The 12140-nt window shown below is 63.6% G+C and carries 12 protein-coding genes; 1 reads left to right on the top strand and 11 read right to left on the bottom strand.

All coding sequences use genetic code 11. The features are described from left to right. Positions 1–9: 9 nt before the first annotated feature. The 11 genes from NCS02_RS34265 to NCS02_RS34215 all read right to left on the bottom strand — a co-directional run bounded on the left by NCS02_RS34265 (position 10) and on the right by NCS02_RS34215 (position 9469). A complete protein-coding gene (locus tag NCS02_RS34265) occupies positions 10–1002 on the bottom strand; it encodes a GlxA family transcriptional regulator (protein WP_250520552.1) in 993 nt (330 codons plus the stop codon). Further along, entirely contained in the window at positions 999–1784 is a 786-nt protein-coding gene (locus tag NCS02_RS34260) for a CbtA family protein (protein WP_250520551.1), read from the bottom strand. The genes NCS02_RS34265 and NCS02_RS34260 overlap by 4 nt, the downstream gene beginning before the upstream one ends. Before the next feature lie 13 nt (positions 1785–1797). After that, positions 1798–2007, bottom strand: a complete 210-nt coding sequence (locus NCS02_RS34255) for a CbtB domain-containing protein (protein WP_008345603.1) — start codon at positions 2005–2007, stop codon at positions 1798–1800. A gap of 29 nt (positions 2008–2036) precedes the next feature. Continuing rightward, positions 2037–2372: a nitrile hydratase accessory protein gene (locus NCS02_RS34250; protein ID WP_061119069.1), complete on the bottom strand. Its 336-nt coding sequence runs from the start codon at positions 2370–2372 to the stop codon at positions 2037–2039. 10 nt (positions 2373–2382) lie between these two features. Beyond that, positions 2383–3006: a nitrile hydratase subunit alpha gene (gene nthA / locus NCS02_RS34245; RefSeq protein ID WP_250437897.1), complete on the bottom strand. Its 624-nt coding sequence runs from the start codon at positions 3004–3006 to the stop codon at positions 2383–2385. A gap of 31 nt (positions 3007–3037) precedes the next feature. Further along, entirely contained in the window at positions 3038–3781 is a 744-nt protein-coding gene (nthB, locus tag NCS02_RS34240) for a nitrile hydratase subunit beta (RefSeq protein WP_175982133.1), read from the bottom strand. Positions 3782–3809: 28 nt separating this feature from the next. Beyond that, entirely contained in the window at positions 3810–4313 is a 504-nt protein-coding gene (locus NCS02_RS34235; protein WP_008345611.1) for a DUF1097 domain-containing protein, read from the bottom strand. Positions 4314–4347: 34 nt separating this feature from the next. Further along, the gene (locus tag NCS02_RS34230) at positions 4348–5316 is read right to left on the bottom strand and encodes a CobW family GTP-binding protein (RefSeq protein ID WP_008345613.1); all 969 of its coding nucleotides are present in this window, start codon (positions 5314–5316) and stop codon (positions 4348–4350) included. A gap of 379 nt (positions 5317–5695) precedes the next feature. Next, on the bottom strand, positions 5696–6946 hold the full coding sequence (locus NCS02_RS34225) for an acetamidase/formamidase family protein (RefSeq protein ID WP_250520550.1): 1251 nt from the start codon (positions 6944–6946) through the stop codon (positions 5696–5698). 39 nt (positions 6947–6985) lie between these two features. Continuing rightward, entirely contained in the window at positions 6986–8569 is a 1584-nt protein-coding gene (locus NCS02_RS34220; protein ID WP_250520549.1) for an amino acid ABC transporter permease/ATP-binding protein, read from the bottom strand. 18 nt (positions 8570–8587) lie between these two features. Beyond that, on the bottom strand, positions 8588–9469 hold the full coding sequence (locus NCS02_RS34215; RefSeq protein ID WP_008345619.1) for an ABC transporter substrate-binding protein: 882 nt from the start codon (positions 9467–9469) through the stop codon (positions 8588–8590). Positions 9470–9759: 290 nt separating this feature from the next. Here NCS02_RS34215 and NCS02_RS34210 point away from each other — a divergent pair, with 290 nt between their 5' ends. Further along, positions 9760–12117 (top strand): acetamidase/formamidase family protein, encoded by a 2358-nt coding sequence (locus NCS02_RS34210; RefSeq protein WP_250520548.1) that lies wholly within the window; start codon positions 9760–9762, stop codon positions 12115–12117. Positions 12118–12140 lie beyond the last annotated feature (23 nt).

Here is a 12140-nt window from a genome sequence, read left to right as displayed (position 1 = left end):
CGAGTCTCTTCAGACCGCACTGAGCGACTCTTGCTTGTTCATCGATCTGAACCGGTTGCTATAATCGACCGGACTGATCTGCAGACGGCGCAGGAAGGTGCGGCGGAATTTGTCGGTGTCCTCGAAGCCGCATCGGTGTGCGATGACTCTCAGCGGCAAGTCCGTGGCTTCCAGGTAGCGCCGCGCGGCATCGATGCGCGCATTGGCGAGGTAAGTCATCGGCGTGATGCCGCAATCCTTGGCGAAGATGCGCGAGAGATTGCGCGCACTCATATGCACGCGTTCCGCGAGCGACGCGACCGTATGATCCACATGCAGGTTATCCAGCATGAATTGCTGGACTTCGATAGTCTGCGAACCCGGCGAAGCCTGCGTTTCCAGCAGCGGGCTGAACTGCGACTGCCCGCCCGAGCGCCGCAGATAGACGATCAGATACTTGGCGACATCGAGCGCCATTTGCCGGCCGAAGTCGTCTTCGATCATCGCGAGCGAGAGGTCGATGCCCGCCGTGACACCGGCCGTCGTGTAGATGCTGCCGTCGCGAACGAAGATATGATCCGGCTCGATGCGCGCCTTCGGAAAAGTGCTGGCGAGCCGGGGCACGTCCATCCAGTGAGTCGTCACCAGTTTGTTGTCGAGCAGCCCCGCCGAGCCGAGGGCGAACAACCCGTTGCAGATAGCGGACACGCGGCGGCACTGCCGATGCTGCGCGCGCAGCCAGTTGCTCAGCGCCGGATCGTCGAAGGCGTCGAAGATGCCGAGCCCGCCCGGCACGATGATGGTGTCGAACTCCGGGCACGGATCGAAGATCGTACGATCCGGCACGGTAGTCAGGCCGCTCGACGATTGCACCGTGCCCCGCGTCGTGCCGACCATCATCATTTCGTACTCGCACTCGCCTGAACTCAGCACCTTGACTTCGGCGAACGCATCCTTCGGCCCGGCGATGTCGAGCAGCTGAAATCCAGGAAAGACGAGCATTCCGACCTTGATGCGTTTCATCGCGGATATCCGGATCCTCTGAGAACAGACTTGCTCATGGGCATGCCTCGACCCACGCGCGCAGCGCCGGGCAACGCCATGCGCTCCGCCGCCACGCCGAACGCAGCGCCGATGACCGTCCAGATGATCGCCTGCATGCCGATCGACGCCACCCGGAATTGCCACAGCAACGTGGCGGGAAACTCGGCGGGCACTTCGTCGATAGCCGGCAACAGCGCGAGCATCGCGGCGGCCATGATCGCGAAAGCCAGCAGACCGGCGAGCGTCGCGTTGGCATCGCCCCATTTGCGCGACAGGGCTTGGCGCAAAGCTATCGACAGCAGTGTAATGGCGACGGAAATCCCCATGCATAAAAAATAAAGCGCGGTGCGCACGCCGATGGTTTCCGCCGCGCCCACCGAAGGCGGATTCGCCGGATATTTCAGCGCCGGCAGCACCACCAGGGCGGCGAAAGCCGCGAGCGCAAGCCATGCTGCAAGCGGCCGCGCGCCCATGCTTCCCGCGCGTCCCCACGCATAGGCGAAGCACAACGCGAAGAGCCCACCGAATGCAGCGCCGTACGCGAGTACGCCCGTCAGCAAGCCCACGCCCGCTTGCGTTTCACGACTGACGATTTCAGGCTCGGGCGCATCGCCGGCGTGAGCGTGCTCGTGCGCTTCATGGGCCTCAAAAGCGATCGCGCGTTCGACTTGCGGCTCGCCCGCCACCCGCGCGAAGCAGAACGCCAGCAGTCCCGCGATGAGGCCCGCGAGCATGCCGCGCATCAACAGTTTGCCGACCATCGTCGTCTCCTCGTCAGTGGCAGGGGAAGCCCAACAGATGGCGTCCGTCATGCACGAACTCGTGAATGGCGGTGCCCTGAAAGACGGCGGTAGCACCCTGCTCCGCGCCGACGAAATACAGCGCCAGCAGCATCAGCAATCCGCCGAAGATCGTCCACGGCAGCAGTTCGCGCAGTGGAATCGGTTCGAACGTGTCAGTGGAATGCAGGACAGCTTGATTCATGCAGTACCTCCAAAAGAGTCGGAAAAATGTTAACGGCTGCGCGCCGCGACGATCGCTTCGATCTCCCGGCGCGACAGCACGCCGCTCGTCTCGACCACGTTCAGCAGCGCTTCGAGAAAACGTTCGTAGTAGTCCCAGCGCGGCTGATTCGCGCATTCGATTGCTTCCCACTTCGCGATGGACGCGATCAGGCTCTGGCGAAAGTCCTCCCACTCGAAACATCCCGCCTTCGATAGCGAGAGCGCGAGGCCGAACACATCGCGCTCCCAGCGATTGGTGAACAGCAGCTTGCCGTCGAGACGCGGCGGAGAATCTGGTGCGCCGAGCATCGACGCGGCAGCGTATTCTTCGAAACGCGTGAACATGGCACGCTCCTCAGGCTGCGGGCGCTTCGACGAGTGCAACGCCCATCATCGACTCGGGCGTAACGAGCGCGGCGAGTTCTTCCTCACTCAGATGCTCCGTGTTCGCGGGGCGCTCGGGCACCACGAACCAGCGAATCTGCGCGCTGCTGTCCCACACCTTCACCTCCTTCGTGGCGGGCACCTGTACGCCGAATTCCTGCAGGACGGCGCGCGGTTCGCGCACGCCGCGCGCGCGAAATACAGGGTCCTTGTACCAATACGGCGGCAAGCCGAGCACCGGCCACGGATAACACGAACACAGCGTGCAGATGATGAGGTTATGCACGTTCGCGTCGTTTGCGACCGCCGCCATATGCTCGCCTTCCGCGCCCGCCATGCCGAGCGGAAGCGAGAGTTCGGCGATCGCCTTCGGTGTGTCTTCGACGAGACGTCTCGCGTAGTCGGGATCGACCCATGCGCGCGCGACGATCTTCGCGCCGTTGAACGGGCCGGCCATCGTCTCGAAGTGCTTGAGCACGACATCGACGGAGTCGGTGGCAATCACGCCTTTTTCGATCAGCAAGGCTTCCAGCGCACGCACTTTGGCGGCGCTCGATGCTTCGCGGTCGCCGGTAAATTCGAAGAGTTGGCTCATGGGTTCGCTCGGGGTTGGCTTATGTTCGAGTTCAATCGGCGGCCTGCACGTAGGCTTCGTACAGGTCGGCGTAAATGGTCGTGTTCGGCTCGCTTTTGCCGGCGCCCCAGATCGACGCGGCGTCGAAGGCAACGCGATACACAGGCATCGGCGCGCCGATACCGTCCACGCCCGTCGAGACGAAATAGGAGAACGCGCCGGGATAGACGAGATCCACCACGCCGGTCTTGTTGCGCAAATACCCCGGCAAGCGCGTGTGGTCCACCGCTTCGGGATCGGCGATACGCACGGCATCGCCCGCTCGAAAGCGCGCCGCGCCGTCGAGCGCGTGATAGCCCGAGTCGCCGTGCTGCAGATAGGCGTCGATCTGCGCCGCGAGTTCGGCATTGGGGCGATCGGGTAAAGGCGCGTCCGGGTGCGCGCTGTAGTGGGCGGTTTTCTCAGCGAGTTCCTCCGCCGACACATACCCCTGATCGACGAAAAACTGCGCAATGCCGCCGAGCCATTTCTCGTAGTAGCGATACTTGAAGTACTCGAACGGCTGCATGTCTTCGGCGCCGGTGCGCAGCGAGGCCCAGGTCCAGTTGCTCTTGAAGGCGGTGGGCAGCGTATCGACTGGATAGCGATGCGGCGTGTCCGACAGATGCGCGCTCTCCGCCATCATCACCGTATGAATGCCGAAGATGCGCTTCTCCCACGGCTCGACGAATACGCGCTTTTCAGTGCTGACCGGCCCCAGATTTTCGATGCCGCCGAGATGATGTTGCAGCTTCATGTTGTGCTCCGCTTGAATGGAAACGGTCTTATCCGAGCCGATGCTCGCGTCTGAATTGCAGGGCTTCGCCGACCACTTCCGAGACGAAGCCGAACACTGCGCCGGTAACGAGCGCGGCGGCCGCGACCAGCGCAGGATTGCCGATGCCCGCCGTGGTGATCGCCTTGCCCGTTGCGACCATCGTGCCGACCGTCGAGGCGAAGCCCCAGACGATCGCGGGCAAGACATCGAGCAATTTGATCTTCGACGCCTGAACCATCGCCGCGCTGCCGATGCCAACCAGCACGGCCACCGCGATCGCGCCGCCGCTCGTCGTCGCAATGCAGAGCAAGGTAAGCGAGGCGATGACGAGTCCCGTGAGATTCGACGCCACGCTCTTGACGAAGCCCGCGCGCCCGCCGCCGAGCACGAAGAACGACGCCCACGCGATGAACGTCACCCAAACCGGAACTGGAAAGATCGTGCCGGTGAGCCATGTATCGACGACCGCCAATACGCCGATGCTCACCGTGTATGCCTCTGGCTTTTTCATGCGTAGCTCCTTGAAGAAGAAATGAATGAAGGCTTCAGTTCATGCAACTCAGAAGGCCGTCGCGCATTCGCGCGGCGTCGATGTTGCGGCCGATCATCACGAAACGGCTCTCTCGTGTTTCGTCGCGCATCCACGCACGGCCGAACGTGGTGTCGAGCAACATATGCACGCTATGGAAATGCAGGCGTCGCGGTTCGTCGTGCATGTTGAGCACGCCTTTCATGCGCAGAAGTTGTGTGCCTTGCGTTTGCACGAGCTGATTGATCCAGCGGTTGAAACGCGTCGCATCGATGCCGCCGGGCACCACGATCGCGCACGATGCAATGCTGTCGTCGTGTTCGTGATCGTGGCCGTCTTCGTCGAGCAGATTCGGCTCGATGGCGAGCAGGTTGTCGACCGAAAAGCTCCGCGTGCCGAAAAGCGCATGGGCGTCGATCCTCGAACGCTGCGCGTACTCGATGCGTGCAGTGGGATTGAGCCGGCGAATCCCGGCGACGAGCGCATCGACGGCATCGGTCGAAACGAGATCGGTCTTATTGATGACGATGCGGTCCGCGAACACCACTTGCTCCCGCGCGATGTCGTCATGTAGCTGGGATTGCGCGTGCATTGCATCGACCACGGCGACGACCGATTCCAGTTCCACGCGCTCGCGCACGTCGGGATCGGCGAGAAAGGTCTGCAGCACCGGCGCGGGATCGGCGAGGCCCGACGTTTCGATGATGAGACGCGCGAGGCGATCGCCGAAGCGCATCAACATGTCGCGCACGCTGGCGACGAGATCGGTGCGGACCGTGCAGCAGACGCAGCCGTTGTTGATCTCGATCACGGCGCGTTCATCGGCGACGATCAACTGCCCGTCGATACCGACTTCGCCGAATTCGTTCACGACGATGCCGATCTGCATCGGCCGCGTGGATTCGAGCAGGTGATTCACGAGCGTGGTCTTGCCGGCTCCAAGGAAACCGGTAATGACAGTGGCAGGCACTTTGGCGGGTCGCATGAGGGTTATCCTTCGCGTGCGTCGATTAGGAACGCCTACCCTTTAGCGGCTTCCGTTCCGATTTCCCGCGCTTGGCCGCCATCGGGCGATACTTGGCGCGGCGTGCATGAGCGCATGTCCGTTCTGTTCCGAAGCGACACGGACGGACAAAAACGCACGTAAGGCGACGAAACACATTGGTGCGCGACGCGCATCGCCGAAGTGCAGGCGATGCCCTCTTCTCGCCCGCCGATACGAACGGACGCGACCCGGCATTCCCTTGGCGAGGGTTTCGTGAACGTTATGGATGGATGGACAGGCCGCTCGCCTCAGTCAGGCAAGCGACGCGCGCGTGCGCGCGGATTGACAGGCTATGGATCGATGTCTTGATTCGCGTCGATCAACGCTTCTTGTAGTTCTTGAACACTTCCTTGCGGATCGAACCGTGTACGCCCCAATTCGCGTCGACCACCTGCGTCACGCCGAAGTCCGCCGCTACCGACATCAGCGCAATGGCTTCGTCTTCGCTCAAACCGTGCACCGTCATCAGCAAGCGGCGCAGCTTGCGAAAGGCATCGCGCATGGCTTTGTCGAGGCTCGCATGCTGCGCCACTTCCACTTGCGCGTTCGTCCCGAGTTCGGCCAGATAGTTGGGGAACGTGAAGCCGTACACCGACCATTGCTGATCCGTTTCGAGCAGCGGATGCGTGAGCCCTTCGAGGAGCGTGCCTTCGAGATCCGCTTTCTTGTGCAGGATGAATTCGAAGTCCCCCGTCAACGATGTTTCGATAGCGGTGCCGCCCAGTTCGCTGTCGCCCTGCGCGGCATGCGGGTCGCCCACCGAGAAAAGCGCGCCTTCGACCGCCACCGGGTAATACATGGTCGCGCCCCGGCCGATGCGCCAGTCGTCGATGTTGCCGCCCGTGTAGCTCGGCGGAATCGAACTGACATAGTCCGCTTCGGCGGGCGCGACGCCCATGGTGCCGAAATGCAGTCGCGCCGGCACGCGGATATCCGGCAAGATGTTTTCGCGCTTCGTCACGAGCCGGTGATCCACCTGCACGCCGGGATAATCGATCGTCGCGTGCACGATGCCATCCGGGTCGGTCTGCGGCGTCCACACATAGTTGTAGACCGCGCGCGCGTACGGCTCGCCGGAAGTATCGAGTTCGAAGATGGTCACCACTTCGCGCGGCTTCGGCTCCTCGATCAGATCGTGATACTGAAAGCCCCACGACGCGGCCACGTTCGAGCCGAAGCACTTGCCTGCATGACACGCGCTGCAACTCGGCCGCGGCCTGACGTCGAGGATGCGCACTTCGAGCACGTCGCCGGGTTCGGCGCCTTCGATTGCCACCGGACCGGTGAGCAGATGCACGCCCAGGCCTTCGCCAGCGCCGAGGCGGAACGGTCCTTCGGTCGGACCCGCGCCGCGCCGCGAAACGGCCTTGTGCTCGCGCGTCCATTCGAACACGCTCTGCGCGCCCGGATCGCCCGCGATCATGCGCTCGTGGTCGTCGTTCGCGTGATGCGTCAGCGTTTCGATGGTGGCGCGGTCGCCCGACTTGAGCGTGAGGCGCGGTTCTACCCGTTTGCTGAAGTATCCCCAATGCACGGTGGATGATGAAACGGGCAGCGTGTAATGCTTCATTGATTCGTCCTCGGCGAGTGGCTGTGTTATCGATGCGATTCAGTGCACGGTTTCGAGCGTGCTGCCCGCGCCCATCACGTTGAGAAAGCGCGCCGTCAACGGATGATGCGGCCGCGTCAAGACCTGATGCGCGGGTCCGTCCTCCACGACGCTGCCGCCGCTCAGGAACACGACGCGGTCGGCCACTTCATCGGCGAAGCGCAACTGATGCGTCGAAATGATCATCGTCAGGCCATCGTCGAGCGCGAGGCGGCGGATCACTTCGAGCACTTCGCCCACGAGTTCCGGATCGAGCGCGGAAGTCGGCTCGTCGAGCAGCAGCACGCGCGGATTCGGCGCGAGCGCACGCGCAATCGCCACGCGTTGTTGCTGGCCGCCCGACAGATGACGCGGCAACGCATCGGCGCGATGCGCGAGGCCCACGCGTTCGAGCAGGGCATCCGCGCGTCGGTTGGCATCGGCGAGCGTCGCGCCGTGCACCCAGACGAGCGGCAATGCAATGTTCTCGCGCGCCGTCAGATGGCCGAAAAGATTGAACTGCTGGAACACCATGGCGACGCCGAGACTCGCGCGCTCCTTCGCAAGCTCGCGCGGATTCATGCGCCGCCCGTCATCGCGAAAGCCCAGGCGCCGTCCGCCCACGCGTATCTCGCCTTGTTCCCACTGTTCCAGATGATTGATGCAGCGAAGCAGCGTGCTCTTGCCCGAGCCGCTCGGTCCGAGCAACGCGACGACTTCGCCCGAGCGGATGTCGAGATCGAAGCCATTGAGCACCGGCTGCTCGCCGTAGCGCTTGTGTACGCCATTGATCTGCACGGCGGTGCCGTTGCGAGACAGCGCGTCGTAGCGGCGTGCGCGGTCGCCGGGTGTCACGCGAGCCGGGACGAAGACCGGCGGCAGATCGGTCGGGCCTGCGGGCTTCGTCGATACGGGCGTGCTCCGGCGTCGTCCCCAGAAGCCGCCGCGCGAGCTGGCGCGGTCCAGATCGAGCGCGCGTTCGATCATCAGCTGAATGGCGGCGATCGCGCCCGTCAGACACAAATACAAGAGACCCGACGCAAAGAAGATCGAAAAGAAGTCGAACGTCGACGAAGCAAGCTGCGTGCTGCGCAAGGTCAGCTCGCCCACCGAGATGACCGAAGCCAGCGAAGAGTTCTTCAACGCGCTGACGGTTTCGTTTCCGAGCGCGGGAATCATCGAGCGAAGGGCCTGCGGCGCGATGATCCGGCGCATCAGCACGGAAGGCGTCATGCCGAGCGCCTGCCCCGCGAGCGTCTGTCCGCGATCCACGCCGAGCACGCCCGAGCGGAATATCTCCGCGATGAACGGCGCTTCGTTCGCGGCGAGCGCGAGGCCCGCCGCGCCGATGGCGCTCAGCTTGATGCCGATATGCGGCAGGGCGTCGTAGGCGAACACGAGTTGCAGAATCAGCGGCGTGCCGCGAAAAATCACCGTATAGCCGCGCGCGATGGCCGCGAGCGGTCCGATTCGGCTCAGTTGCATGGCGGCAAGGACGAGTCCCAGCACGAGCCCGCCCGCGAGTCCGAGCAAGGTGACGGTGATCGTGAAGCGGATGCCGTCGAGCAGATAAGGCAGGCCGAGATAGTGAAGGAACAGCTCCATATGCCGATGCTTCCGCGCTTACTTGGCAACGACGAGTTGCGGCGTCGCGAGATTCTCGACGCCGAGGCCCCACTTCTTCAGCAGTTCGGACTGCGCGCCGCTCTTCTGAATGGCGACGAGCGCGGCCATCACGGCATCGCGGAAATCGGGCTTGTCCTTCGGCACGCCGATGCCCACGAAGTACGGCAAGGTCACGGCGGTCGCTTTCTCCAGCTTGTCCGGATACGCCTTCACCGCCTGGTCGACCGTGTTCACGTCGTTGATGTACGTATCCGCGCGGCCCGCGAGAATGGCCTGGATGCAGTTGGCGTTGTTGTCGTAGAGCTGCACGGTGGCTTCGGGCTTGCCGACCGCCTTGCATTGCGGCGCCAGTGCCTGAATCAGCGGCACTTCCACATAGCCCGTGTTTTCGGCGGCTGTCGTGCCGCACATCGACGTGTTGATGCCGGTGATCTTCTTCGGATTGCCCTTGGCGACGAGTACGCCGTCGAACACCTTCGAGTACGTGATGAAGTCGGCGGCCTTGGCGCGCTCCTCGGTCGCGTAGATATCGGAGATGACGATATCGGCCTGACCGCTCTGCAAGGTCGTGAGCAGCGCGGCGAAGGTCACGGGCTTGTAGGCCATCGTGAAGCCGAGGCATTGCGCGATCAACTCGCCCAGATCGATATCGAAGCCGATGTACTTGCTCGGATCGTTCGGGTCGAGCGCTTCATAGCCCGGCGTATGCGGATTGATCGCATTGGTGAGTGTCTTGCCCTTGAACTGCGGGTACTTCGCCTGCAACGCGCTGCATTCGGCGGGCGCGGCGGCGTGCGCCTGTCCCGCGAAGGCGAACAACACCGCGCACAGCGCGCCAAGTCCTGCGCGAGATAAACGGCCCACGAGATTCCTTTGCATCGATACGCTCCTGACGGCTGATGACGATTGACTTGCGATGCCCAGAGCGTAGGCGACCGAAATCCCGCGAACTTGACTGGCTGCGCACAACTGCTGGTATTGGCGTGCACGCTCGTCCAAGAACGCATGAGGCCGCGCGTCGCGTGATGCGCGCAAGTGCAGACGTGCGCCGCGATGGCGCATGTATGCACTGTCTTCGATACGCGATGCACCCGCCGCCGTAAGCATCGCGATGGCGCGAAGGTTGCTTTTGAAAAGCGCTTGCTGCTTCGCCTATCGTGGAGTTTTCGTTGAATCTGTCGCGCTTCACTACCGAGTCGTATCCCGAGTTCGAGCGCCGGCATGAATGGAACGCGGCGCTCGCACGTCTCGGATGGCGCGGCAAGATCGAAGGCGGCGAACGCGGTTTGCACGGCACGCTGACATCGCGCGTATCGGCGGGCGGGATCGAGTTCACGACCATCGCCTCGGCCGCGCAGACGCTGCAGATGAGCGCGGATCACGCGGACAGTCTCATGCTCGCGCTGCTGATCGATGGCGACGCCACGCTCGTCGCCGATGGTCTGCGCGAGCGCGTGAGCCCGCATGACATCGTCTATGCCGCGCCGGGCCAGAGCGCGTCGCTGGTTTTCGCGGGACGCTTTCGCGCGTTCATCGTGCGAGCGCCCAGGAGCGCCATCAACGCGCGTCTCATTTCGCCGCTCTCGCTGCGCGTGGCCTTGTTGCCGGGCGCGACGGGCATCGGCCACATCTTCTCGGGCTTTCTGCGTTCGGTCGTGGAAAGCCTCGAAACGCTGAGCGCGGAGGAGTTGCGTCCCACCGAACTCGCGCTCGCCGAAATGCTCGTGGCCTGTCTCGCCGGACAGGAACGCAAAGGTTCGTTCAACGGGCTGACGCCGCCGCAGTCGGCGTTGTTCGCGCGACTGTGCCGCTTCATCGAAACGCATCTCGCCGATTCGACCCTGAGCGTGGCCTCGCTCGCCAAAGACGAACGCGTGTCGCCGCGTTACGTGCAGAAGCTGTTCGAACTCGCCGGACAGAGTTTCTCGACGTATGTGCGCTCGCGCCGCCTCGAACGCTGCCGCGCGGAACTGGCCGATCCGCTCTCGGAGAAAGTCTCCATATCCGACATCTGCTTTCGCTGGGGCTTCAACGATCCGGCGCACTTCAGCCGCGTATTCCGCGAGCGTTATGGCGCATCGCCGCGCACGTTCCGGCACGAAGCGAACCTGGAACTCGCGCGCCATCTCGTGCATTCGCTATCGCGCGGGCTGCCGGTGAACGCCGCGAGTCTGATCGCGCAGGCGCGCAGTGAAGAGACGGGCGACACGCTCGTCGCCGTGCGCGACGAAAGCGATGCCGTGCAAGCGCGGCCTGCGCGGACGGGCGGCAGGCCGCGGCATCATTTGCTGCGCGCAACGGCGAACACGGTGCACTGGGGCTATTTCAGCCACGATCTCAAGCCCGTGCTCGAAGTCGCGAGCGGCGATACGGTGACGGTCGAAACGCTCACGCAGCATGCGTCGGATGACTGGGACCGCATGATCGCGGGCGATCCCGGCGCGGAGAGCGTGTTCCACTGGACAGCCGAACGCAAGAACGTGGACCGTCGCGGCGCGGGCCCGATGAACGCCTCCATCTATGGACGCGGCGCGGGCGAAGGCTTCGGCGTGCATATCTGCACCGGGCCGATTGCGGTGACAGGTGCGGAACCGGGCGATGTCCTCGAAGTGCGCATCGTCGATATTCATCCGCGCCGCTGCAGGAACCCGAAGTTCCACGGCCGCGCGTTCGGCAGCAACGTCGCGGCGTGGTGGGGCTTTCACTATCGCGAGCTGCTCACCGAACCGAAGCCGCGCGAAGTCGTGACCATCTACGAGATTCACACGGACGAAGCGCGCGACGACAGCGCCTATGCGCGCGCCGTCTACAACTACCGCTGGACGCCGCAGCGCGATCCTTTCGGCGTGCTGCATCCGATCATCGATTATCCGGGCGTGCCGGTGGATCACGCGAGCGTCGTCGAGAATCACGACGTGCTGAAGAACGTGACCATTCCCGTGCGACCGCACTTCGGCGTGATCGGCGTGGCGCCGCAGCAGAACGGTCTGATCGATTCGATTCCGCCTTCGGCCTTCGGCGGCAATCTCGACAACTGGCGCGTCGGTCCGGGTGCGAGCGTGTTTCTGCCGGTCGGCGTGGCCGGGGCGCTCTTGTCGATCGGCGACCCGCACGCGTCGCAAGGCGATTCCGAGTTGTGCGGCACGGCCATTGAATGCTCGCTCACCGGCGACTTCGAACTGATCCTGCACAAGAAGCACACGCTTGCCTCGCAGTCGTTCGCGGACCTCACGTATCCGCTCGTCGAAACCGCCGATGAATGGGTGCTGCACGGCTTCAGCCATCCCGACTATCTGGCCGAGTTCGGCACCAGCGCGCAAAGCGAGGTCTATCAGAAGTCCACGCTGGATCAGGCCATGCGCGATGCCTTCATCAAGACGCGGCGGTTTCTGATGTCCACCAAGGGACTCACCGAAGACGAAGCCATCTCGCTGATGTCGGTGGCGGTGGACTTCGGCGTCACGCAAGTCGTCGATGGCAACTGGGGCGTGCACGCGATCATCCGCAAGGCGTTGTTCGCGGATTGAGCGCGGTCCCGCGCTTCGTGCAG

This window comes from Caballeronia sp. NCF2 (assembly GCF_023631205.1).
GTDB lineage: Bacteria > Pseudomonadota > Gammaproteobacteria > Burkholderiales > Burkholderiaceae > Caballeronia > Caballeronia zhejiangensis.
The sequence above is the reverse complement of the archived record's forward strand: the minus strand, read 5'-3'. Positions and strand labels throughout refer to the sequence as shown.

Bases quoted from the DNA above. Each gene is read 5' to 3' on its own strand.
- NCS02_RS34265 (WP_250520552.1), bottom strand. From the start codon at position 1,002: ATGAAACGCATCAAGGTCGGAATGCTCGTCTTTCCTGGATTTCAGCTG.
- NCS02_RS34260 (WP_250520551.1), bottom strand. From the start codon at position 1,784: ATGGTCGGCAAACTGTTGATGCGCGGCATGCTCGCGGGCCTCATCGCG.
- NCS02_RS34255 (WP_008345603.1), bottom strand. From the start codon at position 2,007: ATGAATCAAGCTGTCCTGCATTCCACTGACACGTTCGAACCGATTCCA.
- NCS02_RS34250 (WP_061119069.1), bottom strand. From the start codon at position 2,372: ATGTTCACGCGTTTCGAAGAATACGCTGCCGCGTCGATGCTCGGCGCA.
- nthA (WP_250437897.1), bottom strand. From the start codon at position 3,006: ATGAGCCAACTCTTCGAATTTACCGGCGACCGCGAAGCATCGAGCGCC.
- nthB (WP_175982133.1), bottom strand. From the start codon at position 3,781: ATGAAGCTGCAACATCATCTCGGCGGCATCGAAAATCTGGGGCCGGTC.
- NCS02_RS34235 (WP_008345611.1), bottom strand. From the start codon at position 4,313: ATGAAAAAGCCAGAGGCATACACGGTGAGCATCGGCGTATTGGCGGTC.
- NCS02_RS34230 (WP_008345613.1), bottom strand. From the start codon at position 5,316: ATGCGACCCGCCAAAGTGCCTGCCACTGTCATTACCGGTTTCCTTGGA.
- NCS02_RS34225 (WP_250520550.1), bottom strand. From the start codon at position 6,946: ATGAAGCATTACACGCTGCCCGTTTCATCATCCACCGTGCATTGGGGA.
- NCS02_RS34220 (WP_250520549.1), bottom strand. From the start codon at position 8,569: ATGGAGCTGTTCCTTCACTATCTCGGCCTGCCTTATCTGCTCGACGGC.
- NCS02_RS34215 (WP_008345619.1), bottom strand. From the start codon at position 9,469: ATGCAAAGGAATCTCGTGGGCCGTTTATCTCGCGCAGGACTTGGCGCG.